Source organism: Hymenobacter seoulensis (assembly GCF_054780535.1).
Map to the genome: position 1 here is coordinate 834,864 of NZ_BAAGWD010000002.1, position 26,119 is coordinate 860,982.

Sequence of the window (26,119 nt, forward strand, 5' to 3'; positions counted from 1 at the left end):
GAAGAATTCATACAGTTCTTTTATACCCTTTACTACCTCAAATGGAACTCTCAAACCAAACTGAAGGCAGTTTGTACCTTTTATTGCCGCTAGCTAGGCAGTAGGTGGTCGGGTGAGAGGAAGAAACGCACTTAGGGTAGCTTCTTTATGTAGTTCATTTGGGTGTTGCTAGGTCACAAAGAAAGCAAAAGCCCCGCTGGCAGCAGCGGGGCTTCATAGAAGACAACAAGGTAGCCTGGCTCCATTACCAGACAGGCTTCTAATTACTCGATTTTCTTACCAGCCATAGCCTGACTGATGGAAATGTTCATTACACGTTCTGCGAAAGGCCGCGTGAGTTCTTCCAGCTCGTCTACGGCTTTCAGGATGGGGTCTTTTTCTTGGGTAGTGAGGGCCTGTTTCAGGTTCGCTACGCCGGCTTGCGTTTGGCTGATTTCCTCTTTCGTGAGGTGTTGCCCGTTTTTCGCTACAAAGCGCTCCACTTGATACAGCATCTGCTCGGCCACGGTGCGGGCTTCAATCACCATGCGGGCCGCAATATCCTCGCGGGCGTGGGTCATGGAGTCCATCAGCATTTGCTCTACCTGCTCATCGGTAAGGCCATACTGAGGCTTTATCTCCACGGCTTGCCTCGTGTTGGAGCGCAGTTCAATGGCTTCTACTTTCAGAATGCCATCGGCGTTCAGGATGAAGTTCACGTCTACTTTTGGCAAACCGGCGGGCATGGCCGGAATACCTTTCAGGTCGAACTCGGCCAGCTTGCGGTTTTCTTTTACTAGGTCCCGCTCGCCCTGATACACCGAGATTTTGAGGTTTACTTGGCCATCAACGGAAGTAGTGTACTGCCGTCCCGCCTTGGTCGGGATTTTGGAGTTACGCGGAATAATTGGGTCCATCAGGCCTCCCAAGGTTTCGATGCCTAGCGTGAGCGGCGTAACATCCAGCAGCAGCACGTCGCGGCGGTTACCAGCCAGAATGTCGGCCTGAATGGCGGCCCCTAGCGCTACCACCTCATCAGGATTCAGCGAGCTGTTGGCGGGCTGCTTGAAAAACTCCGACACCGAATCGTACACCAACGGTACACGGGTGGAGCCACCTACCAGCAGCACGGCATCGAGGTCCTGCGGCGTAAGCTTGGCATCAGCCAACGCTAGGCGGCAGGAGGCAATGGTGCGCTCTACCAGCGGCTGCACCAGCTCATTGAACTTGGTTTTGGTGAGTGGCAGGCGCGTGTCGCCGAATTCGGCCTCAAATGCTTCGTTGTTGCTGAGGTGGCGCTTGGCTTGCTCGGCTAACAGGCGCAACTGCTGCTGCGCCGGACCATTCTGGAACAGTACTGTCGCCAGCTGGTACTCACTGGTCCAGTAGTCGGAAATGGCGCGGTCTAGGTCATCGCCGCCCAGATACGTGTCGCCGTTGGTGCTCAGAACCTCGAAAATGCCTTGGTGCAGGTGCAGAATGCTGATATCGAAGGTTCCGCCGCCCAGGTCGTACACGGCCACCGTCTTTTCCTCTTCCGGCGAAAGGCCAATGCCGTAAGCCAGCGCCGCCGCCGTGGGTTCGTTTACAATGCGCAGCACTTCTAGCCCGGCCAGCCGGCCGGCATCGCGGGTGGCTTGGCGCTGAGAGTCGTTGAAGTACGCTGGCACCGTAATAACAGCCTTGTTTACGGGCGTCTTGAGGGCGTGCTCGGCGCGGGCACGCAGCTCCTTCAGGATTTCCGCCGAAAGCTCAATGGGCGAGTAGAATTTGTCGCCGACCCGGATTTTTACCAGCCCTTCGGAGTTATCATCAATCACCTTATAGCCCAGCGCTTCGGCGTGCTGGCCTAGGTCTTGATACGATTTGCCCAGCAAGCGCTTCACTGAGTAAATCGTGTTTTGCGGATCAGAGAGCAGATATTCCTTGGCCTCATTGCCAACCAGCGGCGCGTCGCCGGAGGGCGGAAAGTACACCACGGAAGGCACAATGGTGCCCCGGCCCTGGTCATTGATAGCAAGGGGCTGGCGGCCGTCCGGATGGATGTAGGCTACTAGGGAGTTGGTAGTGCCCAAGTCAATCCCGACAATAATTTCTTCTTGTTGAATACTCCCGGTGGAGAGGTTGATTGCAACTTTGGCCATAAGCAGAAAGGCACGCCAGAGCGCGCCGAAGAAGTGCGAAAACGTAAGCGTTGGCTTCTATAACCAGCCCGCTAGCTGAAAGGCACAAAAGTAAGGAACAAAACCGCGGAAAGCAGGCAAACCTGACTAGGCTCCGCAGTGGGCCAAACCGGTTGCGTATAAGATTATGCCTAGTACAAACCGCGCGCTAACCTCACTGCGTAGCTAGTGTTCTTATCCTGGGTGGGCTTTGGCCTGCCAGCAGGGGTAGTATTCTGTTAGCTAGTGAGTAACGCATGCGCAACGTACTGAGCAAACTCACTACTGCAAGACTGGCGGTTTCCCATGACGCGCCAGCCTGTGACGGTGGGTAGATAGTCGGGCCCTGGGTGAGTCCGGCTATCTTTTCAGCGCAGGCAGCGCTGCTGTTTCCGCTGCTAGGTTGATTTTATCGGCCAACAGATCAGCCAACACTTGTATCGGGAAGCTGAAATGCGGACTTTCGGGCCGAACCGTGTTGTGTGCTATGCCCGTACCGCTACCCCTGTCATCCAGTAGTTATCGCCTTGGTTCGTTGCGACGGCTGGCACGGTTGGCCGTGTTGCCTGGCCTAGTGGGAGTGTTCACGGCGTGTCAGTCCTCCATCGGCGAAACTACCGTGGCAGGCAGCCGGCCCGGGCAATACAGCGCCGTGGCGTTGCCTGCTGCCACTAACGCCGCACCCGCTGTTGAACTGCCCGACTCCTTGCGCCTGACGCCGGTGTCGCCGCTGGCCGGGTTGCCCGATTCTGTACACCTAGCCGTACAGGCGTTGCACTCCCGCCTCGGAGAAGCTGCGGCTGGCTTACGCTTAGAGGTACTGGAGCGGGCCTGCGTGGGGTACCTGAACTTGCGGAAGACGGGCAAAGTAAGCCAGCCTGGTATTCTGGCCGTGGTAGATATGGATTTGCCCTCCACCCAAAAGCGTTTCTGGGTGCTGGATTTGCGTGCGGGCCAGGTACTGCAGCACAGCCATGTGGCGCACGGGCGCGGCTCGGGAAAGCTACGCGCCCGGCGCTTTTCCAACGTTATGAAATCAGCGTGCACTTCCCTGGGCTTTTACCGCACGCAGGATACGTATCAGGGCAGCCATGGCCTTTCGCGCCGGCTGCGCGGCCTCGACCCCGGCCTGAATGATAATGCGCAGCGGCGCTACGTAGTGCTACACGCCGCCGACTATGTAAGCCAGGAATACCTGCAGCGCAACGGCCAGCTTGGATACAGCCGGGGCTGCCCGGCGCTACCCCCCGATCAGTACCGGGCCATCATCCGGACGGTAGGGGAGGGCGCCTGTCTGTACCTGAGCGGACCCGGACTGGAATCAAAATGGCTTGACGGTGCGGTTGCCGCTACTCGGTTCCAGGCGCATGGATGGCAGTAAGCCTGTAGTGCGCTATTCCGGGTTCGGGCTTGAGAAGAGCCTAGTGCTGGCGCGGTTGTACCATTTGAATGGAAGGTGTGAAAATATTTATTTTATAAAATGTAAAAAACTAACAGTAGGGCTGGAAATTACTTATGAAGGGTAGGTGTATATAGCTGATTAGGTTGTGGTTATCTATAGTTGAACAAGTTATATTTTAATTTATTAATAGAATAAGAATAATGCAAAATTTGCCCAATTGAACGGGGTAAAATTATACTTCAACGGGCAATTTGTATAGTTCACCTAATAGCTTGGAAATTATTAGGGCGGGCATTGGGCTGCAGTTAGTTTTGAGGCTCATTATGGGAATTTTTAGTACCAGAATGAATCCCAAGAATATGCTGTCGTTGCCTGTATATCCAACCAGGTAGTAAATAGTGCAAAGGGCTAACTTTTTCACTAACAGGCATGTATTGCGGTTGCCGAGGGTAATAAGTGCCCACAGGGCAGTATATCAGCGGATAACAAGCTAAAAATATTTTTCCCGATCTGAAACATAGTTCGTCGTGTCTGGTATTGTATGTAGCAATATCATTCTGGTGCGGCTTGCCACTCACAATTGAATTATTCATAGACCCGCTCAGCGAGGGGGCTGCTATGCTTGCCGTGTCCTTCGGGTACAAGGGAAGTAGGTGCGTCCATATGCTGTTCCACCCTAGTTCTATTTGCTCATGGTAAAACGTTGTACTCTTTATGGTGCGTTACTTAGCCTGTTGCTTAGTGGCTGCGCCTATAACAATGCCGATGAAATAGGTTCGCCGCGGGTTGTGTGCACTACTCCCGCAGTAGTTTCCTATAGCGTATCTATTTCTCCGTTGCTGGACCGCAACTGTCGCAGCTGCCATAACCCGGTACTGCTGACGGGTGGAGTGAACCTAGAGGATTTCTCGGTTATCCAGAAGTACGTTCGCTCGGGCCAGCTAATGGGCAACGTAAAGCACCTGCCCGGTTACAACCCCATGCCTGATGGTGGCAACAAGCTCTCTGACTGCGACATTGACTTGCTGCAGAAATGGGTAGACGCCGGTGCACCTAACAATTAACGGACAATGCGAAGCCTGAATTTTCGTGCGCGCATTGCCTTGTGTGGGCTCCTGCTACTGATCGGTGATATTACCATCGGGCTGGCTCAAGCCAAATACACCACCCAGAAGGGAAACGTCAGCTTCTTTTCCACCAGCATCATCGAGGATATTGAGGCCCGCACTGAGCAAGCCGCGGCCATCATTGATCTGCAAACCCAGCAACTGGCGTTCAGCGTGCCCATCAAGTCGTTTCAGTTTAAGCGCACCCTCATGCAGGAGCACTTCAACGAGAACTACATGGAGTCGGAGCGCTTTCCCAAATCCACGTTTCGGGGGAAGGTGCTGAATTTCGATGCCGACGCGCTGGCCCGCGGCGAGTCGCAGCGGGTTTCCGTGGAAGGCGACCTTACCATTCACGGCGTAACCAAGCACCTGACCGTTACGGGCGCCCTAGAGCAGCAGAAAGGTGTGTTGCTGGTAAACGCCTATTTCAGTGTAGCGCCGGCCGATTATGGCATTGAGATTCCGCTGTTGGTGCGCGAAAACATTGCTAAAGTAGTCGGCATCAAGGTCACGCTCAGTTGCGAGCCGGTTGGCCAGCTTACCATTCACAAGCCTTAGTATCCAGCAAACGGCACCGGAGTACCGGTGTGCCGCCTTTAGCTGACTTTCCCTTTTTTATGTCAACAACATTTACTCCCTTCTCGAGCCGATTGGCTTTGTTGCTGGGTGTGCTACTAGCCTTCTGGGCCACGCCAACCCTTGCTCAGGATGATTTGCTGGGTGAGCTCGACAACCAGGCGCCTCCGACAACTCCTTCCCTGGTAGAGGCTACGTTTAAAAGTACCCGCCTGATAAATGGGCACACCGTTCAAACGCCCGGGCAGGGCACCATGGTGTTCCTGATTTCGCACCGATTTGGTACGCTTAACAGCGGTGCCTACAACTTTTTCGGGCTTGATCAGGCTAGCATCCGCCTAGGGCTGGAATACGCCTTAACCGACCAACTGGAAATCGGGATAGGCCGCAGCTCCCTGGAGAAAACGCTCGACGGCTTCGTGAAATACCGGGCCCTGCGCCAGAGCACCGGACCCAAGGCCATGCCCGTAAGCGTGACGCTATTTGCCAGCTCGGCCGTGAATACACTCCGCAGCGACGACCCGGCCATGAATTTTACGCGTCGCTTGTCGCTCTCTTATCAGGCCCTGATAGCCCGTAAGTTCAGCCCTGATCTTTCCCTGCAGCTCATGCCGACGCTGATTCACCGGAACTCGGTGGAAGCCACTACCGAGCCAAATGATGTGTACGCAGTAGGAATTGGCGGGCGCCAGAAGCTAACCAAGCGCACCTCCCTGAACGCAGAATATTACTACATGCTGCCCAGCGCCAGACCCACCGGCGTCCGCAATGCGTTGGCAGTAGGGGTGGATATTGAAACGGGCGGGCACATTTTCCAGCTGCACGTGACCAACTCCCAGGGCATGATTGAAAAGTTCTTCGTGGCCAATACCCGCGGCAACTTCTTTAAAGGCGACATCTACTTCGGCTTTAACGTGAACCGCAACTTCACTATCCGGCCGAAAGAGGGATTCCGCAAATAGTCATTTCCATTATTGATTTTTTCATTTCGTTTCATTGATGAACGCAAAAACTACCCTTCTCTTTTTGTCCTTGCTTGGTTCCGCCGCTTTTTCGGCGTGCAAAGACGATGACACCACGGCCGCGCCAGCTTCTAATGTAGTGCAGCTCAAGGCTACCATTAATGGCCAGCAGCAGGTAGCGCCTACGCCTTCTACCGCAACCGGTACCATGTCGGGCTCTTACGATAAAACCACGCGCGTACTAACCTACACCGTTACTTACACCGGCCTGACCCCGTTGGCGGGCCATATTCATCAGGCAGCGCCCGGTGTAAATGGAGGCGTTATTGTGCCCTTCAGCAGCGTAGCCACCTCGCCTATCACCGGCACGGCTACTCTGTCGGAGGCTGATGGTGCCAAGCTGCTAGCCGGCGAAACCTATGTAAACCTGCACACGCAGGCCTACACCAGCGGCGAAATTCGCGGCAACATCACGGTACAATAACTGCTGATACGTGGGCGCGCTAGCTAAGTCTCGATGTTCAAGCGTTAGGCTAACTCGTCTGTAGGCAGTGAAACTGAAACGATTGGGACAAACAGCCTTGCTATTACTTGGCATGCTAGTAGCCTGGGCTGGCTGGAATAAGCTTCGCTTCGGCAACGATGCACGCGCCGTGCAGATGCTGCAGCTACAAGTAGCGGGCCTACAAGATCCGGTGCAGGTAGCCACTGTACAGCAACAGCTTAGCGGTTTGCCAGGGGTAGCAGCCTGCGTTATCGATGCCAAAACCCAGGTGGCAACGGTGCATTTTCACAAGGAAGACATTACCGCTGAGGAAATTGAACGGGTACTTTCCGTAGGAGGCGTGTTTAAAGTAACGCATCCGGCCCCGGCGTCCGGCACAGCACCCGGCCACGACTAGACCCTACAATAAAAAAAAGCCCTGTCAGATATCTGACAGGGCTTTTTTGTTAACTAATGCCAAGCGGTTACTTGACTACTACCTTCCGGCTGAGGCCCAACTCCGGCACCTGCAGCTGATAGATACCCGCTGGCAGCGCGCGGTTCACCGTGAGGCGGCGCTCCGTAGAGCCCGGGTACAAACGCACCGACTGCTCATGCACCAAGCGGCCCGTTAGGTCCAGCAGGCGCATGGTAGCCGTCAGGTCCTGCGGCGACTGAAGCACCACATCAATGCGGTCGGAGTTGGTTGGGTTCGGGTATACCGTTAGGTCCGCCCCAGCCATAGCAGGCTGCATCGTGGCCAGCACAGTGTTTTCGCGCATGGCCGTGGTCGATATCACGGTTGGGGCCGTGTAAGTGGCTTTGATGAAGGCCCGCTGGGCTGGGTTGGTGCTCACGGCGTTTTTGGCGCGCAGCGTAATCCAGCCGTCGGCGGTGGGAGTGTAGGTACCCGTGAGGTTGCCGGTGCCCGTTTTGCTGGTCAGGATGGTGCCCGTGCTGCTTACCAGCTCCACGGCCAGGCTGCGAGTGGCATCGGTAGGGAAGAGAGTGTAGGTGACGGCTTTGCCTGCGGCCACGTAAATCCGGCCCGCCGTGCGGTACGCCGTAGAGGAAGCCGGTAGTTGCCCGCCCTGCTTCAACGATGACGCGTGCGAGTCGCCGAGGTCATCGGCCAGCTCCCATTCCTGGGTGGTGGCCATGGCGGCGCGGTTGTAGTTGGTCCCGATGCCGGTAGGTGCCCACACCGAGTAGCCACGACGGCCGCTGGTAGCGGTGCCGTTGCAAGGAGGCGTATTGATGCTCACCGTCTGGGAGCTGCTGACGGTTACGGTGGCCGTACCGTTAGCGCCCGAGTAGTCTTTCAAGACCGTGCCGGGGGCAAAATCACAGGAAACCGTGTTGTTCTGCCACACCGAGAAGTTGTCGTTGATGCCGATGATGGCCTTGGCGCCGCGCTCAATCACTAGGTGGTCGGCGGCCTGATACCGCACTTTGTAGGCGCCATCCTTAAAGCGCAGGTTCTGGTGGCACCAAATCAGGTTATTGATATCATCGCGCAGCGGCAGGTCGGTGGTGCTAGTGGGCTGGTGCGAAAACCGTTTGCTGGTATTGCCCACGTTGAAGAGGTCTTCAAAGAAAATTTGGGGCGAGCCATCCATAGCCATAGCTGCCGCATAGGTAGCGGACAAGCGCGGATCGAAGGGGTCAATATGAGGGGCCAGCTCCGAGCCGGTATTCCAGCCGGTGTAGTTACCGTTGGCATCGGTAGTAGGCCGGAAGGTGTCGTGGTTGTTCACAAACGGTACGGTGCGATGCACATACTGTCCGTTAATCAGAAAAACTCTGGACCCCTGCTGGTAGCCAGGCAATGAGCCGAGGTCGAAGTTGCCGCCGCCGCTTACGATGCTGTAGAGGCCATTGCGCAATGAAAAGTCGAAGGTGCCGGCCCGGTTTTGCACGTTGCTTACCCAGCCGTCCATCTGGCCCGCGGAGCCTACCCATTCGCCCACGGCATACATGGTAGCACCTCCGGAAGCCCAGCCCGCGTTGCTTTGCAGGTTATAGAGGAAATCTTCGCTGGCGGCATCCGGGAAGTGCTTTACGGCATCCATCCGCACGCCATCAAAGCCCACCTGCTTCTTGTACCAAATCAGCCAGTTGCGCACGTTGGTGCGCATATAGTCGGCGCTTTGGGTAGGGTTGAAGGTGGCATTAGAGCTCTGCCCATAGGCACCGTTGTAATAGCTCACATCGGGCCCAAAGTACACGGCGTTCCAGTCGCCGGAGGTGGAGTTGTTGCCGGGGTTGGGGTTGAAGTTCTGCCAATTCTTCGGAAAGCGGCCGTTGCGGGCCAGGTAGTTGGCGGCATCTTCCGTGGTAGCAGGCTTGGAGTAGCTTACGTAGCGGAAGTTCTTGTATTTGCTGGTAGAGTAATCTTCCCAAGCGGCAGGGTCCTGGCCACCCGCGCCGGTTTGCGAGCCAGCACCGTCGTTGTGATTCAGTACGATATCCTGTACTACTTCAATACCATTGGCGTGGAGTATAGCCACGGCCCGCAGCAGCTCATCTTTGGTGCCGAGGCGAGTAGCTACGAAGCCTTTCTGGTATTTGTCGCCGAGGTCGTAGTTGTCGAAGGGCGAGTAGCCATTGCCCTGGTTCCCGTTTTTGATGCTTGGTGGGAGCCACACGGCATCAATGCCCATGGCCTTCAGGCGGGGAGCCAGTTGAGCAATATAGTTGGCCCAGCCATTAGGGTAGTTGCTGTTCCAGTAATCCCACCAGTAGCCTTGCAGAACTACCTTTTGGGCGTTGGCGGGGTGCCCTCCTAAAACCAGCAGCGCGGCTGCGGCCAAAGTGAGCTTGCGCATCCAGGATGTACAAATGTGCATAAGAGAAAGTGGGAATTGGTTGGGGAAAAAAAGAGCGGCGAGTTGCCGGAAAAGGCAGCTATCAAGAAAATATGGGGATTCAAGATAACTAAGAAAATTGCAATACTCTTGAGCGAGTGCAAGATTTGTTTTCGAGCTCCAGAACGCGTAACTTATTTTTCATGGAGCCGGAATGAATCAATTAGCCTTGCGCTATGTTTCAAAACCTGAACAATGAAGTTACGCCAAGGCATCTGTACTGAAGCCGAACGCGTATAGACTTTATATAATAGGTTTCCTGCTTGGCAGGAAGCTTTTTCGAAAACGAAAAGAACCTGTGTCGATGGAAAATCAGAGTGTAGTTAGCCGCCAGCGTCTCAAGCGCCGCGCCCGTCGGATGGCCCGGCGTGTGTTGCCGTTTGTAGCCTCCCTGTTTTTGGCTACCCCCCTGGCTGCCCCCGTGACCAAATCGAAGGCCGCTACCACAGGTTCGGAACTAAACCTGCCGTCACCGGCCGTGATGAAAGCTGTGCTGTTCGACCAGCGTCTGCAGGGCTTGTACCGCGACTTAGGCCTGGAGCAGCAGGGCCTGCGCTACGAGGTGTTTGAGAAAGCCATGACCGGCTACCTCAACCTGGAAAACGAAAACAAGCTCGGTGATAAGCAACTGCTCACGGTAGTAGATTTCAGCTTGCCCTCAACGCAAAAGCGCTTGTGGGTGCTGGACTTGGCCGCTAAGCAAGTGAAGTTTCACACGTTGGTGGCCCACGGTCACAACTCCGGTGAGAACATGGCTACGAACTTCTCTAATGAGAATGAGTCGAACATGAGTAGCCTGGGCTTCTATGTAACGCAGGGCGAGTACACTGGCAAGCACGGCCGCTCGCTTAAGCTCAAAGGCGTAGATGAAGGCTACAACACCAATGCGTTGTCGCGGGCGGTCGTGATGCACGGCGCCGACTACGTGAGTGAGGATTTTATTAAGCAGTACGGCCGGTTGGGCCGTAGCCTTGGCTGCCCCGCGTTGCCTATGGCTGAGAAAGATGCCATCATTGGAGCCGTGGAAGGCAAAACCTGCCTCTTCCTCAACGGTCCCGATGAAAACTACTCTTCTAAATACCTCAACGAAGATGTAGCCATGAGCAAGCTGCTCAATGATACTCAGATGATTTAAGCGGCTTTCAGGCTAGTCTATAGAAAAAGCCCACCCGGTATCACCGGGTGGGCTTTTTGTTGTTTTGGGTTTGAGCTTCCGCACTAGGTAGCAAATGCTTTCAAACCCCGTAGTACCTTTTCGAAGCTGGCAGGGCTAGAGCTTCACGCCGAACTTGGCGCCTACGGTTTCCAGGTCTTGTATCACGGGCTCTAGGAGGGGAATACCACCTAGCAACCGGTGTTCGGCCATGGTTCGCTCCGGGTCGCCAGGGATAAGAACGTGCTTGCCCTCCATGGCCTGAGCAGAGCGAAACGTAGTAATCCAGTTATCCATGTGGGCTTTAAACTCGGCGGCCGGACGGAACGCGTCGACGCGCATAGCGCCGAAAAAGTGACCTAGTCCGGCACCCACTGGGTTGGCTGATGGTTGTAAAAACGCCACGAACGGTGGCACCCACGGCCCATAGTTGGCACCACTCAGTACCGCCGAGAAAATATCCACCACAGCGCCTAGGCCATATCCTTTGTGCGAACCAGTAGCGCCGCCAAGTGGCAGCAGAGCCCCGCCATTTTTCACGGCGTTGGCATCCGTTGAGCCTGAGCCATCGGCGTTCTGGGCCCAGCCGTTCGGGATAGGTAGGTTTTTACGCTGGGCTATTTCGAGCTTGCCGTTGGCGGCGGTGGTAGTGGCCATATCCAGCACGAAATCGGGCTGGTCGCCGGCGGGCACAGCTACCGCGATAGGGTTAGTGCCCAGCAGCCGCTCCAGCGAATACGTGGGCGCCACCAGCGGCGAGGCGTTGGTCATGGCCACCCCAATCATGTCGTGCGCTAGGGCCTTCATGGCGTGGTAGCCGGCAATGCCAAAGTGGTTGGAGTTCTTTACTGAGACCCAGCCCGTACCCACCTGCCGCGCTTTCTCCATGGCTACTTCCATGGCCTTGGGGCCTACTACCAGGCCTAGGCCACCGTCGCCATCTACCACGGCCGTACTCGGTGTTTCGTACGTGACGCCTACCCTCGGCGTGGCATTAATGCGTCCGGCTTCCCACAACCGAATGTAGCCAATGAGCCGAGCTACGCCATGGGAGTCCACTCCTCGCAAGTCAGCCGAAAGCAGGGTTTCTGTAGCGAGGGTAGCATCTTCATCAGAGCAGCCAATGCGTTTGAAAACGCTTTCCGTGAAAGTGAAGAGTTGAGTATAGGGAAAGACAGTGGACATTATGGACGGAGCTTGGGCAAAGTCAGGACGTGAGGTAGGGGCGGCTTGAGGCGTTTACTGACCTAGTAACTCAGCCAGTAAACCTTCTTTGAGGGCATAGGCTGAAGCCTGCATAGTGGTAAGGCCGTATGTGGTCAGCACATAGTCAATTAGCACGCAGGCTACTACAATCATATCGGCGCGCAGTGGTGTCATGCCGGGCAGCGCTAGGCGTCCGGCATGGTCGAGGGCCAGGAACTGCTCGTAGCTTAGTCGGAAGCTTTCCAGCGGAATAGCGGTGGCTGGGGCAGGCTTGCCTACCAGTTCGGGGTGGCCCGTGCGGGCTGCTTGCAAGTCGCAGAGCGTATCGAAGGTGCCGCTGGCGCCTACCAGGGCCACCGGGCTCCACTGGCGTACGGCCGCCGTGAGCGGTGCCAATACGTCTGCCAGGTATGCTTGCTGGGTTTGCACGGCGAGAGGGGGTAGGGGGTCGGCAGTGAAAAACTTATCGAGTAGCCGCTGGGCACCAATCTCGAAGCTTTGTTTCCAGAAAATGGTGCTTTCGTTGGCAATGATGAACTCCACCGAGCCGCCACCAATATCCATCAGCAAATGCGGCACCGTACCCAGTGGCACGGCCTCCCGAACGCCCTTGGCAATGAGCTCGGCCTCCCGGTCGCCAGGGATTACCTCCACTTGAATGCCAGTCTGCTCGAAAATGTCTTTTACCAGTTCAGGGCCGTTCTGGGCCACGCGCACGGCGCTAGTAGCGGTTGCGCGCACTTCTGTCACCTCGTGCAGCTCTATTTCCTCCTTAAAGCCAGCCAGCGTATGCAACGCCCGGGCGTAGGCTTCGGGCGCAATGTGACCGGCGCTGATGCCGCCCTCGCCTAGCTTCACGCCTACTTTGGTGCGCAGCAACGTTACGGGCTCCTGATGGCGGGGCTCAGGCAGCTCCACAATCAGCAGGTGAAACGTATTGGTGCCCATGTCAATGAGGGCCAAGCGACGATGACGAGAAAGCGGATGCGACATACAGCAGGTAATAGCGTCAGGCTGCGCCTAGGTGCAGCTTAACCGTAAAGTGTCATGACAGGAAGGGTGCCCCGCTTACGTAGCAAACCGGCAGAACGTACCGAGCGGTAGCTTGCGGGCAGCGGCATCATGCAAATAAATTTCCCCGATTTCGCGGTTCTGGCGCGCATCCGGGAAGATTTCGTGCACCAAGTTTTCCAGAATGAGGGCTGAGAAGCCCAAGGAGTACAGGTTAATCAGGAAGAAGTGGTCCTGCGGATCGAGAAGCTCCTTGCAGAGCTTGAGCATTTCGTTCAGCTCATCTTCCAGCTGCCATTTCTCGCCGTTCGGGCCGCGGCCGTACGCGGGCGGATCGAGGATGAGGCCCTGGTACTTACTGCCGCGCTTTACCTCGCGCCGCACGTACTTCATGGCATCTTCCACTAGCCACCGCACCCCATCAAGGCCGGAAGCTTCCATGTTCTCACGAGCCCAGAAGTTCACCTGCTTTACCGAGTCGAGGTGCGTAACGTCGGCGCCGGCAGCGCGGGCAGCAAGGGTAGCAGCCCCGGTGTAGGCAAACAGGTTGAGCACACGCGGCTGAGCGGCGCGGCGCTTGCGGGTTTGCTCATAAATGAACTGCCAGTTCGGGTCCTGCTCCGGAAACAGCCCCACGTGCTTAAACGACGACATGCCCAGGCGAAACCGCAGCTTCAGTCCATTGGGCCGCTCGTAGCCAATAACCCACTGCTCCGGCGTGCCGGGCTTTATTTTCCACTGGCCGCGCTCCTGGCTGCCTTTCTCGCGGGTAAACGTGGCGTTGGCGCGCTGCCACTCCGCGGCGGAAAGGTGCGGATCCCAGATGGCCTGGGGCTCGGGGCGAGCCAGAATGTGTTTGCCGAAGCGCTCCAGCTTCTCAAAGTTGCCGGCGTCGATCAGCTCGTAGTCGGCCCAGGGGCTGGTGGTGAGGAACGTGTACATAGAACTACCTTTAAGCTACCCGCAGGGGCAGGCAGGCAAAGGTACGGGATGGCACAGTTCCGGCTGGTATTGTATATTCTATCTTGAAACGAAGTGAGGCAAAATGAAAGAGTCAGAGCGCATTACTGATCAGCTACAGCGGGCATTTTGGGGTGAGGCGTGGTCGGGACCCTCGCTGCAGCAGGTGCTGGCGGGCATTTCGGCCGCACAGGCAGCGGCGCATCCATTGCCCGGCATCCATAGCATTGGGGAGCTAGTGCGCCACCTGACTACCTGGGCCGATACGGTTACACACCGCATCGAACGGCTGGAACTAACCCCGCCAACAGCTGACGACTGGCCTGCCTTCGAGAGCGAGCCTAGTGAAACCGCCTGGCAGCAAGCCCGGCAGGAGCTTCAGCAGGCCCATGAGCGGTTGCTGGCCGCGGCGTCAACAGTAGCGGAAGGTGCGCTGGATACAGTGCTCCGCGAAGTGCCCGCCCGCCCCGATGGCGCGGCAGATTCTGTGTACGTGCTGCTGCATGGCACCGCGCAGCATTATCTTTACCACGCCGGCCAGATTGCCTTGCTGCGTAAACTTGTCTGACTTTTGTTTGCCCTTCCCCATGATGCTCTCTTTCTTTAAATACCAAGGCACTGGCAATGACTTCGTGATGGTAGATGACCGCGCCATGCAGTTCGATGAAAACAACCATCAGCTGGTGCGCTTTCTCTGCGACCGGCGCCGCGGTATTGGGGCCGATGGCCTGATACTGCTGCGCCCGCACGGTCAGTACGATTTCGAGATGGTATACTTTAACGCCGATGGCTACCTCGGCTCTATGTGCGGCAACGGTGGCCGCTGCACGGTGGCGTTTGCCAAGCAGCTCGGCGTAATTGAGGACACTACCCATTTCCTGGCCGCAGATGGTCCGCACGAAGGCCGCGTGGATGCCGATGGCACAGTGCATTTGCGCATGCAGGATGTGATTGGGCAGCAAGAGGTAGATGAATACGGCATCTTCCTCGATACCGGCTCGCCGCATTTGGTGCGGTTTCAGCCGCCGAGCACCCTAGCCGAGCTGAACGTGTTTACCGAGGGCCGCTCTATTCGCTACAATGAACGGTTTCGGGAGAAGGGTACCAACATCAACTTTGTGGAAGCGCCGGCCGTGCCGGGCCAACCGTGGCAGGTGCGCACCTATGAGCGCGGCGTGGAAGACGAAACCCTGAGCTGCGGTACGGGCGTAACGGCCGTGGCGCTGGCGGCTTCGCGGCGTGGTGCCACCAGCCCCGTGCACCTGCGCACCCCCGGCGGCGACCTGCACGTGGCCTTCGATGCTAAGCCCGATGGCTCCTTCACCAACGTGTTTCTGAGTGGCCCTGCCACCCGCGTATTTCAAGGCAGCATTGAGGTTAGCTAAGGCTAGCACCAGCGTTGGTTTGCGCGCTACAGCACCCTAGTAAAACCCACAGTGCCCTGGCCAGAACAACGTGTTTTGGCCAGGGCACTGTGGGTTTTACTAGGGTGCCATAAGGGTTAAACTTGCCGGTCGCCTTTGGTAAAGTCCAGCATCCAGTTGGGGTACTCCGGGGCTAGCTTGCTTACTTCGTCCAACTGCTGCAGTTCCTCTGGGCTCAAGCGCACATCAACGGCTTTTAGGTTATCATCGAGCTGTTCCATCTTTTTGGCCCCGATGATGACACTGGTGACTACCGGCTGATGCAGCAGCCACGCCAGCGCCAGTTGCGCCACGGTAGCGCCTTTCGCCTCGGCCATGGGGCGCAGCACATCCAGCACCGCAAATGCTTTTTCTTTATCAACGGGCGGAAAGTCGAAGCCCGTACGGCGGGCGCCTTCTTCGCTCTGGTTTTCGCGGGTGAATTTGCCGCTCAAAAAACCACCGGCCAGCGGGCTCCACACCATCAGGCCCACTTTCTGATCCTGGAGCAGCGGCACCAGTTCCCGCTCCAGGTCGCGGCCTGCTACGGTGTAGTAGGCCTGCAGCGAAACGTACTTTTCCACATGGTTGTAGGTGGAGTAGCTCAGAGCTTTCATGAGTTGCCAGGCCGCCACGTTGCTAGCACCAATGTAGCGCACCTTGCCGCTGCGCACTAGGTCGTCGAGGGCGCGCAAGGTCTCTTCCAGCGGCGTGAGCGGGTCGTAGCTGTGGGTTTGGTAAAGGTCGATGTAGTCGGTTTTCAGGCGGCGCAGGCTGTCTTCTACTTGCTGATAGATGTGCTTGCGCGTGAGGCCGGCATCGTTGGGGCCTTCGCCCATTTTACCGCGCACCTTAGTAGCCAGCACCAACTCATGCCGCGACACGCCCAGGTTGTGAATGGACTGGCCCGTCAGCTCTTCCGAAAGCCCTTCAGAGTACACATTAGCCGTATCAATAAAATTGATGCCGGCCTCTATGGAGCGCTTCATTAGCTCATCTACGGCCGCTTGGCCCAGGTTGCCGATGGCCGCCGCCCAGCCTTTGCCGCCAAACGTCATCGTGCCCAAACACAATTCCGATACTTTCAGGCCCGTATTGCCTAGCAAATTATATTTCATAGCTGAAAACCAGTAAGGTGGAATCTAGCTAAACTGCTCTTCACCCTGAAGGTTGGCGCATAATTGTGGGGTAGCAGCCTTGGCGGTTTGCGTTTGGCGGCAGGGTAGTAGGTTTGCTTACCCGAATTTCACGTACTAGCCCTATGCTTCGCTCCGACCTGATTTTTCTGCGCCCCCTGGAAGCCGACGACCTCGAGTTTCTGTATGCGCTGGAAAACGACCCTAGCGTGTGGGGGGTGTCGGACACGCTCACGCCGGTTTCGCGCCACGTGTTGCGCCAGTACCTGGATAGCGCCGCTGCTGACTTTTTTGAGGTGCGCCAACTGCGGTTGGTTGTGTGTGAGGCCGCCACGCGGAAGGCCGTCGGGACGGTAGATGTATTTGGGTTTGAGCCGCTGCACCAACGGGCCGGCGTAGGCATTACTATTCTGCAGCCCCACCGCCGGCAGGGGTATGCGCAGGCAGCCCTAGAGTTATTACTTGCGTATGCTAGGCAAGTGTTGCAGCTGCACCAATTGCACTGTACCATTAGCGTTAGCAATGTGGCCAGCGTGGCCCTGTTTGCGGCTGCTGGGTTCACGAGGGTAGGCATACGGCGAGAGTGGCTGCGTACTGCGCAGGGCTGGCAAGACGCCTTGGAAATGCAGTGCATTCTGTAGCCTTAGCGCCATTTTTGGCCACCTTAGAGTGTAGGGAGAGGGGTAAAGCAAACTCATCCATACCCTTTTTTAGAGCTAACCGTACTAGTGTAAGACGACCGCCGACAGTGGTGATTTCTGTATCGGGGTTGGATGGTCGTCTGCTGATGAACGTAATACTCTTTACTCTATGTCGCTGACTCCACCAGCGGAGCCGCCAGTGCGCGCCTCCCACACTACTTCCACTACCACATCCGCTGATTCTGCTCTATCCTTACCTCACCGTCTGCCTGATGTAGTGTGCTTTGCGCATTTGCATTGGGATTTTGTATGGCAGCGCCCGCAGCACCTAATGTCGCGGTTTGCGCAGCAGGGCCGGGTGTTTTACGTAGAAGACGCCTTCTACCACCCCGATGACCTGATTGAGCCGCACTTGGAAGTAAAGGAGCGGCAGCACGGCCTGAAAGTGCTTGTGGTGCATCTGCCCGCCCGCCTACGTGGCCCCGAGCAGGAGGAAGCCGCCGACCAGATCCAATTTGAGGTGCTTGCTCAGCACTTTCGCGAACAAGGAATTGAAAATTTTATTGCGTGGTACTACACGCCCATGGCATTGGGTAAATCACGCAACTTCCAGCCTGCTCTCACCATCTACGACTGCATGGATGAGCTGGCTGCCTTTAAGTTCGCTCCGCCCGCGCTTCGTGAGCGGGAACAGGAGTTATTCCGGAAAGCCGACTACGTTTTCACAGGTGGGCACACGCTCTACGAAGCCAAGCGCGAGCAACACGCTGATGCTCACCCGTTCCCAAGCAGCATAGATAAAGCGCACTTTGGCCAGGCCCGCCAGCACATGCCCGAGCCCGCCGACCAAGCTGGCATTGCCCATCCCCGCATAGGATTTTTTGGGGTAGTGGATGAACGCCTAGATATTGAGTTGTTGCGCCAGCTGGCCGATGCCCACACCGAGTGGCAGTTCGTTATCATCGGGCCGGTGGTGAAAATTGACCCCGCGCTTTTGCCTCGTCAGCAAAACATTCACTACCTCGGCAGCAAAGACTATCAGGAACTACCTTCCTACTTACGCGGTTGGGATGTAGCAACGTTGCTTTTTGCTGATAACGAGAGCACTAAATTCATTTCGCCCACTAAAACGCCAGAGTATCTGGCCGCCGGCCGCCCGGTAGTGAGCACGCCCATCCGCGACGTAGTGCGCCCATATGGCGAGTTGAACCTGGTGCAAATTGCTGCCACCGCCGATGATTTCGGGCAGGCCATTGCCAAAGCCCTTACGCAGCACCAGGATGCTGACTGGCGCCAGCGCACCGACGACTACCTCGCTACCATCAGCTGGGACCAAACCTGGCAGCAAATGGTGGACCTCATGCAGAAAAAACTCTCTGCTACCTCAGCCGCCGCGGCTGAGCAGGGTACGCTGTAGCAACAACATTACGCTAGCTTATCTCTAACAGAACGGTTCAGGCATTGGGGCTGAAAGGCCACCAGCACTCCCGCTCAGCGCTTACTACTACCTCCTACCGCCTACCCACCCGCCTGACATTCTTTTCCTTTCTCCCCTAAAAGACCGCTTAGCTATGTTCGATTATCTCATCGTCGGAGCCGGATTTGCCGGCAGTGTATTGGCCGAGCGGCTCGCTACGCGCTCCAATAAAAAAGTACTCATTGTAGATAAGCGCAGCCACATTGCCGGCAATGCTTATGATCATTACAATGAGGATGGCATCCTGATCCACAAATACGGTCCCCATATTTTCCACACCAACTCCAAAGACGTATTCGAGTACCTCTCCAACTTTACGGATTGGCGCCCTTATGAGCACCGCGTACTAGCCTCTGTAGATGGCCAACTTGTACCGATGCCCATCAACCTCGATACCATCAATAAGCTGTACGGCCTCTCACTCAATAGCTTTGAGGTAGAGCAGTTCTTTGAGTCAGTAGCGGAGCAAGTGCCGGTTATCAAAACCTCTGAGGACGTAGTAGTAAGCAAGGTAGGCCGGGAGCTATATGAGAAGTTCTTCCGCAACTACACGCGCAAGCAGTGGGGCATGGACCCCTCAGAACTTGATAAATCGGTGACCAGCCGCGTGCCTACCCGCACCAACCGCGACGACCGGTATTTCACGGATACCTACCAAGCCATGCCGCTGCACGGCTACACCCGGATGTTTGAGCGCATGCTCGATCACCCGAACATAAAGGTGATGCTTAACACCGACTACCACGACATCGTGGATTTCATTCCGTTCAAGGAAATGATTTTCACGGGCCCGGTAGATGAGTACTTTGACTTCAAGTACGGCAAGCTTCCTTACCGCTCCCTGGAGTTTAAGCACGAGACGTTGAACGTTGAAAACTACCTAGCGGCTCCGGTGGTAAACTACCCCAACGACAACCTGTACACGCGCATTACGGAGTTTAAGGCCCTAACCGGCCAGAAGCATCCCAAAACATCCATCGTGTATGAATATCCGAAGGCCGAGGGCGACCCGTACTACCCCGTACCACGCCTCGAAAACGCCGACTTGTATAACAAGTACAAGAAGCTAGCCGACGAGACCCCGAACGTGCACTTTGTAGGCCGACTGGCTACATACAAGTACTACAACATGGACCAGGTAGTAGCCCAGGCCCTGACGCTGTACAAGAAACTCACGGAGAAAACGGAAGAAGCCCAAAAGCCCGCAAAGCCCGCAATAACCGGCTCTGCTGCCATTCTGGACAAGCTTGTGCCCCGCGACCCAGCCAAGGGCAAGCCATAACCGGCCCTTAGAATTACATCGGCTAAGCCACTGGATGTACTGTCATCTGCTTCCCGACAAAAGCCTTACGCAGGCCCGCGTCGGAAAGCAGATGACAGCCCCGTTCTGGGGCGTTGTAATCTCAACACTGCGTAGCAAATCTAATCTGAAGCTGCTCAGTGCCACTTTACCTTTCAAGCTATGCAAGATGAGGACGTAGAAGTATGGGGCGGCATAGAATGTACCATCCGACGAGTAGGAAACGGATACTTCGATCAGCTCGCAAGCAGTGGGCACCGTACCCGAATCGAGGACTTAGACTTATTTGCTGACCTAGGAATTCGGAAATTGCGCTACCCCATTTTGTGGGAGCAAGTGGCACCCGAAAGCCTTGACCGCCCGGACTGGACCTGGACAGATGAGCGCATGGCTCGGCTGCGAGAGTTGGGCATTGACCCCATCATAACGCTGCTGCACCACGGCAGTGGTCCGCACTACACGGCGTTGCACCGGAAGAACTTTGTAGCGGGCATCGCCCGCTTTGCCCGGATGGTGGCCGAGCGCTATCCTTGGGTGCAGTATTATACCCCCATTAATGAGCCGCTTACTACGGCTCGATTTAGTGGTTTGTACGGCCTCTGGTATCCGCACGCGTTTGATGACCGCACGTTTGTGCGCATTCAGCTCAACCACATAAAAGGGGTAAAGCAGGCGATGCAGGCCATTCGAGAAGTAAATCCGGCCGCACAGTTGGTGCAAACGGAAGACCTAGGGAAAACGCACTGCACCCCCGGGCTTGCTGATCAAGCTGAGTTTGAGAACAACCGCCGTTGGCTGACTTATGACTTGCTCTGCGGCCGCCTCCATGAGCAGCATCCCTTGTGGGCCTATCTACGCGCCAATGGTGCCTCCAGAGCCGAGCTGTTGGAGTTAGTCCATGCTCCCACACCTCCCGACATTCTGGGTATAAATCACTACATCACCAGTGAGCGGTTTCTGGATGAAAACCACCAGTATTTCCCGGCCCACCACCTGCGTCAAAGTCAAGCTCGCACCCACTATGCCGATGTAGAGGCCGTACGCATACAGGCGGTGCAAATGACAGGCCTGCATGGCTTGCTCACGGAAGCTTGGGAGCGGTATCACTTACCCATGGCCATAACCGAGGTGCACCTAGGGTGCACCCGCGAAGAACAAATGCGCTGGGTGCAGTATGCCTGGGATACGGCCCAGCAGCTTAAGCACGAAGGCGCAGACATGCGCGCCATCACTATCTGGTCGTTGCTAGGTGCTTATGACTGGAATACCCTGCTTACGCAAGAAGCGGGCTTCTACGAAAGCGGCGTTTTCGATGTACGTAGTGGCAATCCTCGCCCAACGGCCCTGTTTCATATGGTTCGAAAGCTCGCCACGGAAGGGCATTACGATCATCCGGTGCTTCACTCCAAAGGCTGGTGGGAGCGAGATGATAGGTTTCTGTATCATCACCATGGCCCCACTTATAACAGCTAATACGCTATGCAACAACATCAATACACTACCCCCGAGCCACTGCTTATTGCCGGCGCCAACGGCACACTAGGGCGAGCTTTTCAACGCATTTGTGCCAGCCGGGGCATTGCGGCAATTGCCTTAGGACGTACCGAGCTAAATATCTCGGATCCGCTTTCTGTTGAAACGGTATTAGCCCGGTACCAGCCGTGGGCCGTAGTGAATACGGCCGGTTTCGTGCGGGTTGATGAAGCAGAACAAAATTTTCATCAATGCTACCAAGAAAATACCACAGGTCCTGCTGTGTTAGCCTCTGCCTGCGCCCACCGAGGTATTCAGTTTCTCACATTTTCCTCTGATTTGGTGTTTGATGGTACCAAAGCAGAGGCGTACGTGGAAAGCGACCAGCCTTCTCCGCTTAACGTGTACGGCAACAGTAAGCGCCTAGCAGAGCGATATGTACAGGCCCAAATGCCGGAAGCACTGATAATCCGGACAAGTGCTTTTTTCAGCCCTTGGGATGAGTACAATTTCGTGTACGATGCACTCCGGGCGGGCCATCATAAGCAGGCCTTCTACGCCGCCGATGATGTATTGATTTCGCCCACGTATGTGCCTGACCTCGTGAATGTATCCCTGGATCTGCTCATCGACCAGGAGAAAGGCGTGTGGCATTTGGCCAATCAAGGGGCCTATACGTGGGCTAGTCTGGCACGGCAAGCGGCGGACATAGCCGGATTAGATACCTCGTTTGTAGTTCCGCGTCCCATGCAGGCGTTCGGCTTGGCCGCGCCACGCCCTGCCTACAGCGTGCTAGCCAGCAACCAAGGAAACTTGATGCCGAGCTCTGAAGAGCGACTACAGCAATGCGTAGGCGAAATGCTAACGACCATTCAAGCTACGGAGGAAGCTATGGCCGTGGCATCCTGACAATACTCTATCACTAGCTCTATTTTTCCATCAAACCCTGCCGCCTCACGAGGTAGCAGGGTTTGATGGTGTAAGGAGGGTAGTATACCACGGGTGTAGATTAGGCTGGTTCATGCTGAGTATTTTAGCAGGCAAGCCGCGCATACAAACACCAGAGGGCTAGTATTGCTTGCTGAACTTTCCCGATACTATTGCGCATTTTAGTTTAATGAAAGTAGCAGGCTAAGGAGGTTGGAGGCACCTTAGTGGCTAGTAAAATGATGGGTTCGTTGTAACTGTACAACTCGGCTTACGACTGCATCAGCTTGTCAAATTATTAGTCTGGGGGCAATAGGCCGAAGTATTTGGGCTTGGTGTTTTTGCGGAAAAACCCGCCAGATTGTCTGTTGATTATGATATGGGGCGGTTTTGGATAGAAATCCTGTAAATTTGGGATGCGCCCCGGCGTTTCAATTAAGTAAAACCAGCATGTTTGATTTTCTAGGGAAAACCGTCGCCAAAATTTTCGGCTCTAAATCGGAGCGGGATTTGAAGGAGATTGTTCCGTACGTGGCGCTCATAAACGCCGAATATGCCAAACTGGCACAACTCAGCGACGATGAGCTGCGCGCCCGCACTGACGAGGTCCGGGCCCGGATCGATGCGTACCTGAAATCTATCGACGACCAGATTGCCGCCCTGCACCAGCGCGTCAACGAGGATGCTACCCTGGATGCCGTGCAGAAGGAGCAGCTGTTCGACCAGATCGACACGCTGGAAAAGAGGCGCAACAAGGAACTAGAAGTTGTGCTGATGGAAGTGCTGCCCATCGCGTTTGCCATCACCAAAGAAACTGCTCGCCGCTATACCCAAAACGGGCAGCTCGTAGTTACTGCCACCGACTACGACCGGCAGTATGCCCAGCGCAAACCCAACGTGCGCATCGAGGGCGACAAAGCCATCTGGAGCAACAAGTGGCTGGCCGCCGGGGCCGAAATTACCTGGGACATGATTCACTACGACGTGCAGCTGATTGGCGGCGTAGTATTGCACCAGGGCAAAATTGCCGAAATGGCTACGGGTGAGGGCAAAACGCTGGTATCAACCCTGCCGGCCTTCCTGAATGCGCTGGCTCGCCGCGGAGTTCACTTGGTAACCGTAAACGACTACCTAGCCAAGCGTGACTCTGAGTGGAATGCGCCGCTGTTCGAGTTCCATAAAATCACGGTCGACTGCATAGATAAGCACCAGCCGAACACGGATGCGCGTCGGCAGGCCTACCTGGCCGATATTACCTACGGCACCAACAACGAGTTTGGCTTCGATTACCTGCGCGACAACATGGCGCGCGACCCCGAGGAGCTAGTGCAGCGCAAGCACCACTACGCCATGGTCGACGAAGTAGACTCCGTTCTGATTGACGACGCCCGGACGCCACTTATCATCTCGGGCCCTGTGCCACGTGGCGATGTGCACGAGTTCTATATCCTGAAGCCCCGCATCCAGATGCTGGTGGACGCGCAGAAGAAGCAGGTGCAGCAGTACCTCGTCGATGCCCGTCGCCTCATCAAAGAAGGCAAAGACGGTCCCAAAGAAGGGGAAGGTGGCTTGGCTTTGTTCCGTGCTTACCGCGGTCTGCCCAAGAGCAAGCCCCTCATCAAATTCCTGTCGGAGACTGGAATGCGGGCTATTCTGCAGAAAACCGAGAACCACTACCTGCAGGACAACCAGCGCCAGATGCCCCAGGCCGATATGCCGCTGTTCTTCACCATTGACGAGAAGAACAACCAAATCGAGCTGACGGAAAAAGGCATTGACCTGATTACCGGCCAGGGCGAAGACCACAGCTTCTTCATCATGCCCGACATCGGGACCGAACTGGCCAACATCGAGAAAGACCCTAGCCTCTCGGGCGAAGAAAAGCTCCACACCAAGGAGAAGCTCATGGACGACTTCCAGACGAAGTCGGAGCGCATCCACACTATCAACCAGTTGCTGAAGGCGTACACGCTGTTCGAGAAGGATGACCAGTACATCCTCACCGACGATGGCAAGGTGAAGATTGTGGATGAACAAACCGGCCGCGTAATGGAAGGCCGCCGCTACTCCGATGGCTTGCACCAGGCCATTGAAGCCAAGGAAAACGTGCGTGTAGAAGACGCGACGCAGACCTACGCTACCGTAACGCTGCAGAACTACTTCCGCATGTACCACAAGCTGGGCGGCATGACGGGTACGGCAGAAACCGAAGCCGGCGAGTTCTGGGAAATCTATAAGCTCGACGTAGTAGTAGTGCCTACCAACCGCGGCATTGCCCGCAAAGACGAGCACGACAAAGTATTCAAAACCGTTCGCGAGAAATACAACGCCGTAGCCGAGGAAATCCAGACCCTGGTACAAGCTGGCCGCCCCGTGCTGGTAGGTACTACCTCCGTTGAAATTTCGGAGTTGGTTAGCCGCATGCTAAAGCTGCGCGGTATTCCGCATCAGGTACTTAACGCCAAGCAAAACCAGCGCGAAGCTGAAATTGTAGCGGGCGCGGGCTACCCCGGCACCGTAACCATTGCTACCAATATGGCCGGCCGTGGTACTGACATTAAGCTCAAAGAGACGTCGAAGGCTTCTGGTGGCCTAGCCATTATTGGCACCGAGCGCCACGAGTCCCGCCGCGTAGACCGCCAGCTGCGTGGTCGGGCCGGCCGCCAGGGCGACCCAGGTTCTTCGCAGTTCTTTGTAAGCCTCGAGGACAACCTGATGCGCTTGTTCGGCTCCGACCGGATTGCCAAACTCATGGACCGCATGGGCCTGGAGGAAGGCGAAGTAATTCAGCACTCCATGATTACCTCGTCTATTGAGCGTGCGCAGAAGAAAGTAGAGGAAAACAACTTTGGCATCCGGAAGCGGCTGCTGGAGTACGACGACGTGATGAACGCCCAGCGCGAAGTGGTGTACAAGCGCCGCCGCAATGCCCTGCACGGCGAGCGTCTGGAGCTGGACATCTGGAACATGATCTACGACGTCTGCGAAGCCATTGTAGTAGGCCACAAAACCTCTAACGACTTCGAAGACTTCAAGCTGGCCATTATTCGCGTGTTCGGGTACGATACGCACCTGACGGCGCAGGACCTGAGCGGCATGCAAGCTGGCCAGCTAACCCAGAAACTCTACGACGAAGCCCTAGGCTACTACCACAGCAAAAACGACTTCATTGCCGGTAACTCGATGCCGCTGATTAACGATTTGCTGAGCCAGAACGCGCCGTACGAGAACATTGCCATTCCATTCACCGATGGCCGCAAGCAGATTCAGGCTATTGCTAACCTGCGTCGCGCCCAAGCTAGCGGTGGCCACGAAATAATTCGGGGCATGGAGAAGGTGGTGGTACTCTCGGTTATCGATGAGGCCTGGACCAAGCACCTGCGCGCCATGGACGACCTGAAGCAGGTAGTGCAGAACGCTGTGTACGAGCAAAAAGACCCGCTGTTGGTTTACAAGTTCGAGTCGTTTGAACTTTTCCAGCAGATGATTGGCAAGGTAAACGAGGACACCATCCAGTTCCTGTTCCGTGCTGATGTGCCGATGCAGGCTGGCCAGGATGGCTACGACGAGCCCGAGTACTTCACCGAAGACGAGCTACCCGTAGCGCCGCCTCAGCCTAAGCTGAAAGCCGAGAAGGAAGTTTCGTCGGTATCGTTGGGTGCTGGTCCCGAGGACCTGGAGCAAGATGGCGCTCAGCCGCAGGTTCTGGAAAAGCAACAGCCGGCTAAGTCGCAGAAAGTGGCTAACCGCAACGAGAAAGTAAGCGTGCAGTACATGGACGGCCGCATTGTGCGAGACGTCAAGTTCAAGTCAGTGGAAGACGACCTACTGAATGACCGCGCTGTGCTGATCGACTAACGAAGAGAAGCTTACCAAACGGGCCGCGTTTCC

21 protein-coding genes are annotated in these 26,119 nt (G+C 56.0%); 15 read left to right on the forward strand and 6 right to left on the reverse strand.

What is annotated here, in order from left to right; genetic code table 11:
• Nucleotides 1–263: 263 nt before the first annotated feature.
• Complete coding sequence (gene hscA, locus ACYVHC_RS11480; RefSeq protein WP_460613849.1) at nucleotides 264–2,123, reverse strand: Fe-S protein assembly chaperone HscA; 1,860 nt, start codon at nucleotides 2,121–2,123, stop codon at nucleotides 264–266.
• A gap of 505 nt (nucleotides 2,124–2,628) precedes the next feature.
• Between hscA and ACYVHC_RS11485 the strand changes: the two genes are divergently transcribed.
• The 6 genes from ACYVHC_RS11485 (at nucleotide 2,629) to ACYVHC_RS11510 (ending at nucleotide 7,092) form a co-directional block, all read left to right on the forward strand.
• Nucleotides 2,629–3,522: a murein L,D-transpeptidase catalytic domain family protein gene (locus ACYVHC_RS11485; RefSeq protein WP_460613850.1), complete on the forward strand. Its 894-nt coding sequence runs from the start codon at nucleotides 2,629–2,631 to the stop codon at nucleotides 3,520–3,522.
• Between the two features lie 713 nt (nucleotides 3,523–4,235).
• A complete protein-coding gene (locus tag ACYVHC_RS11490) occupies nucleotides 4,236–4,607 on the forward strand; it encodes a hypothetical protein (RefSeq protein WP_460613851.1) in 372 nt (123 codons plus the stop codon).
• Nucleotides 4,608–4,613: 6 nt separating this feature from the next.
• On the forward strand, nucleotides 4,614–5,210 hold the full coding sequence (locus tag ACYVHC_RS11495; RefSeq protein ID WP_460613852.1) for a YceI family protein: 597 nt from the start codon (nucleotides 4,614–4,616) through the stop codon (nucleotides 5,208–5,210).
• Nucleotides 5,211–5,269: 59 nt separating this feature from the next.
• Nucleotides 5,270–6,190, forward strand: a complete 921-nt coding sequence (locus tag ACYVHC_RS11500; protein ID WP_460613853.1) for a DUF5777 family beta-barrel protein — start codon at nucleotides 5,270–5,272, stop codon at nucleotides 6,188–6,190.
• A gap of 64 nt (nucleotides 6,191–6,254) precedes the next feature.
• The gene (locus tag ACYVHC_RS11505; protein ID WP_460613854.1) at nucleotides 6,255–6,674 is read left to right on the forward strand and encodes a CHRD domain-containing protein; all 420 of its coding nucleotides are present in this window, start codon (nucleotides 6,255–6,257) and stop codon (nucleotides 6,672–6,674) included.
• A 112-nt stretch (nucleotides 6,675–6,786) separates the two neighbouring features.
• Nucleotides 6,787–7,092 (forward strand): heavy-metal-associated domain-containing protein, encoded by a 306-nt coding sequence (locus ACYVHC_RS11510; protein ID WP_460613855.1) that lies wholly within the window; start codon nucleotides 6,787–6,789, stop codon nucleotides 7,090–7,092.
• Between the two features lie 67 nt (nucleotides 7,093–7,159).
• Here the strand turns inward: ACYVHC_RS11510 and ACYVHC_RS11515 are convergent, their stop codons facing one another.
• Nucleotides 7,160–9,523 carry an alpha-amylase family glycosyl hydrolase gene (locus ACYVHC_RS11515; RefSeq protein WP_460613856.1) on the reverse strand — a complete coding sequence of 788 codons (2,364 nt, stop codon included), beginning with the start codon at nucleotides 9,521–9,523 and terminating at the stop codon, nucleotides 7,160–7,162.
• Between the two features lie 322 nt (nucleotides 9,524–9,845).
• Between ACYVHC_RS11515 and ACYVHC_RS11520 the strand changes: the two genes are divergently transcribed.
• Nucleotides 9,846–10,676, forward strand: coding sequence for a murein L,D-transpeptidase catalytic domain family protein (locus ACYVHC_RS11520; RefSeq protein WP_460613857.1), 831 nt, complete (start codon nucleotides 9,846–9,848; stop codon nucleotides 10,674–10,676).
• A gap of 135 nt (nucleotides 10,677–10,811) precedes the next feature.
• Here ACYVHC_RS11520 and ACYVHC_RS11525 read toward each other — a convergent pair whose 3' ends face one another.
• The 3 genes from ACYVHC_RS11525 to ACYVHC_RS11535 all read right to left on the reverse strand — a co-directional run bounded on the left by ACYVHC_RS11525 (nucleotide 10,812) and on the right by ACYVHC_RS11535 (nucleotide 13,853).
• Entirely contained in the window at nucleotides 10,812–11,879 is a 1,068-nt protein-coding gene (locus ACYVHC_RS11525) for an Ldh family oxidoreductase (RefSeq protein WP_460613858.1), read from the reverse strand.
• 54 nt (nucleotides 11,880–11,933) lie between these two features.
• Nucleotides 11,934–12,893, reverse strand: coding sequence for a Ppx/GppA phosphatase family protein (locus tag ACYVHC_RS11530; protein WP_460613859.1), 960 nt, complete (start codon nucleotides 12,891–12,893; stop codon nucleotides 11,934–11,936).
• A gap of 75 nt (nucleotides 12,894–12,968) precedes the next feature.
• The gene (locus tag ACYVHC_RS11535; RefSeq protein WP_460613860.1) at nucleotides 12,969–13,853 is read right to left on the reverse strand and encodes a class I SAM-dependent methyltransferase; all 885 of its coding nucleotides are present in this window, start codon (nucleotides 13,851–13,853) and stop codon (nucleotides 12,969–12,971) included.
• A 103-nt stretch (nucleotides 13,854–13,956) separates the two neighbouring features.
• Here ACYVHC_RS11535 and ACYVHC_RS11540 point away from each other — a divergent pair, with 103 nt between their 5' ends.
• Together ACYVHC_RS11540 and dapF are read left to right on the forward strand one after the other, a co-directional pair.
• The gene (locus tag ACYVHC_RS11540; RefSeq protein ID WP_460613861.1) at nucleotides 13,957–14,439 is read left to right on the forward strand and encodes a DinB family protein; all 483 of its coding nucleotides are present in this window, start codon (nucleotides 13,957–13,959) and stop codon (nucleotides 14,437–14,439) included.
• A gap of 19 nt (nucleotides 14,440–14,458) precedes the next feature.
• A complete protein-coding gene (dapF, locus tag ACYVHC_RS11545) occupies nucleotides 14,459–15,256 on the forward strand; it encodes a diaminopimelate epimerase (protein ID WP_460613862.1) in 798 nt (265 codons plus the stop codon).
• 116 nt (nucleotides 15,257–15,372) lie between these two features.
• On the opposite strand, the gene ACYVHC_RS11550 is transcribed toward dapF, so the two are convergent.
• The gene (locus ACYVHC_RS11550; protein ID WP_460613863.1) at nucleotides 15,373–16,392 is read right to left on the reverse strand and encodes an aldo/keto reductase; all 1,020 of its coding nucleotides are present in this window, start codon (nucleotides 16,390–16,392) and stop codon (nucleotides 15,373–15,375) included.
• A gap of 143 nt (nucleotides 16,393–16,535) precedes the next feature.
• On the opposite strand from ACYVHC_RS11550, the gene ACYVHC_RS11555 reads away from it, so the two are divergent.
• The 6 genes from ACYVHC_RS11555 (at nucleotide 16,536) to secA (ending at nucleotide 26,086) form a co-directional block, all read left to right on the forward strand.
• Nucleotides 16,536–17,051: a GNAT family N-acetyltransferase gene (locus ACYVHC_RS11555; RefSeq protein WP_460613864.1), complete on the forward strand. Its 516-nt coding sequence runs from the start codon at nucleotides 16,536–16,538 to the stop codon at nucleotides 17,049–17,051.
• Nucleotides 17,052–17,220: 169 nt separating this feature from the next.
• Nucleotides 17,221–18,468: a glycosyltransferase family 1 protein gene (locus ACYVHC_RS11560; RefSeq protein ID WP_460613865.1), complete on the forward strand. Its 1,248-nt coding sequence runs from the start codon at nucleotides 17,221–17,223 to the stop codon at nucleotides 18,466–18,468.
• Between the two features lie 154 nt (nucleotides 18,469–18,622).
• A complete protein-coding gene (glf, locus tag ACYVHC_RS11565) occupies nucleotides 18,623–19,810 on the forward strand; it encodes a UDP-galactopyranose/dTDP-fucopyranose mutase family protein (protein WP_460613866.1) in 1,188 nt (395 codons plus the stop codon).
• 180 nt (nucleotides 19,811–19,990) lie between these two features.
• The gene (locus ACYVHC_RS11570; protein ID WP_460613867.1) at nucleotides 19,991–21,301 is read left to right on the forward strand and encodes a glycoside hydrolase family 1 protein; all 1,311 of its coding nucleotides are present in this window, start codon (nucleotides 19,991–19,993) and stop codon (nucleotides 21,299–21,301) included.
• Nucleotides 21,302–21,307: 6 nt separating this feature from the next.
• Nucleotides 21,308–22,210, forward strand: coding sequence for an SDR family oxidoreductase (locus ACYVHC_RS11575; RefSeq protein ID WP_460613868.1), 903 nt, complete (start codon nucleotides 21,308–21,310; stop codon nucleotides 22,208–22,210).
• 468 nt (nucleotides 22,211–22,678) lie between these two features.
• Nucleotides 22,679–26,086, forward strand: a complete 3,408-nt coding sequence (gene secA, locus ACYVHC_RS11580; protein WP_460613869.1) for a preprotein translocase subunit SecA — start codon at nucleotides 22,679–22,681, stop codon at nucleotides 26,084–26,086.
• Nucleotides 26,087–26,119 lie beyond the last annotated feature (33 nt).

Coding starts and splice junctions, on each gene's coding strand:
- hscA (WP_460613849.1), bottom strand. CDS start 2,123: ATGGCCAAAGTTGCAATCAACCTCTCCACCGGGAGTATTCAACAAGAA.
- ACYVHC_RS11485 (WP_460613850.1), top strand. CDS start 2,629: ATGCCCGTACCGCTACCCCTGTCATCCAGTAGTTATCGCCTTGGTTCG.
- ACYVHC_RS11490 (WP_460613851.1), top strand. CDS start 4,236: ATGGTAAAACGTTGTACTCTTTATGGTGCGTTACTTAGCCTGTTGCTT.
- ACYVHC_RS11495 (WP_460613852.1), top strand. CDS start 4,614: ATGCGAAGCCTGAATTTTCGTGCGCGCATTGCCTTGTGTGGGCTCCTG.
- ACYVHC_RS11500 (WP_460613853.1), top strand. CDS start 5,270: ATGTCAACAACATTTACTCCCTTCTCGAGCCGATTGGCTTTGTTGCTG.
- ACYVHC_RS11510 (WP_460613855.1), top strand. CDS start 6,787: ATGCTAGTAGCCTGGGCTGGCTGGAATAAGCTTCGCTTCGGCAACGAT.
- ACYVHC_RS11515 (WP_460613856.1), bottom strand. CDS start 9,523: ATGCACATTTGTACATCCTGGATGCGCAAGCTCACTTTGGCCGCAGCC.
- ACYVHC_RS11520 (WP_460613857.1), top strand. CDS start 9,846: ATGGAAAATCAGAGTGTAGTTAGCCGCCAGCGTCTCAAGCGCCGCGCC.
- ACYVHC_RS11525 (WP_460613858.1), bottom strand. CDS start 11,879: ATGTCCACTGTCTTTCCCTATACTCAACTCTTCACTTTCACGGAAAGC.
- ACYVHC_RS11530 (WP_460613859.1), bottom strand. CDS start 12,893: ATGTCGCATCCGCTTTCTCGTCATCGTCGCTTGGCCCTCATTGACATG.
- ACYVHC_RS11535 (WP_460613860.1), bottom strand. CDS start 13,853: ATGTACACGTTCCTCACCACCAGCCCCTGGGCCGACTACGAGCTGATC.
- ACYVHC_RS11540 (WP_460613861.1), top strand. CDS start 13,957: ATGAAAGAGTCAGAGCGCATTACTGATCAGCTACAGCGGGCATTTTGG.
- dapF (WP_460613862.1), top strand. CDS start 14,459: ATGATGCTCTCTTTCTTTAAATACCAAGGCACTGGCAATGACTTCGTG.
- ACYVHC_RS11550 (WP_460613863.1), bottom strand. CDS start 16,392: ATGAAATATAATTTGCTAGGCAATACGGGCCTGAAAGTATCGGAATTG.
- ACYVHC_RS11555 (WP_460613864.1), top strand. CDS start 16,536: ATGCTTCGCTCCGACCTGATTTTTCTGCGCCCCCTGGAAGCCGACGAC.
- ACYVHC_RS11560 (WP_460613865.1), top strand. CDS start 17,221: ATGTCGCTGACTCCACCAGCGGAGCCGCCAGTGCGCGCCTCCCACACT.
- glf (WP_460613866.1), top strand. CDS start 18,623: ATGTTCGATTATCTCATCGTCGGAGCCGGATTTGCCGGCAGTGTATTG.
- ACYVHC_RS11570 (WP_460613867.1), top strand. CDS start 19,991: ATGCAAGATGAGGACGTAGAAGTATGGGGCGGCATAGAATGTACCATC.
- ACYVHC_RS11575 (WP_460613868.1), top strand. CDS start 21,308: ATGCAACAACATCAATACACTACCCCCGAGCCACTGCTTATTGCCGGC.
- secA (WP_460613869.1), top strand. CDS start 22,679: ATGTTTGATTTTCTAGGGAAAACCGTCGCCAAAATTTTCGGCTCTAAA.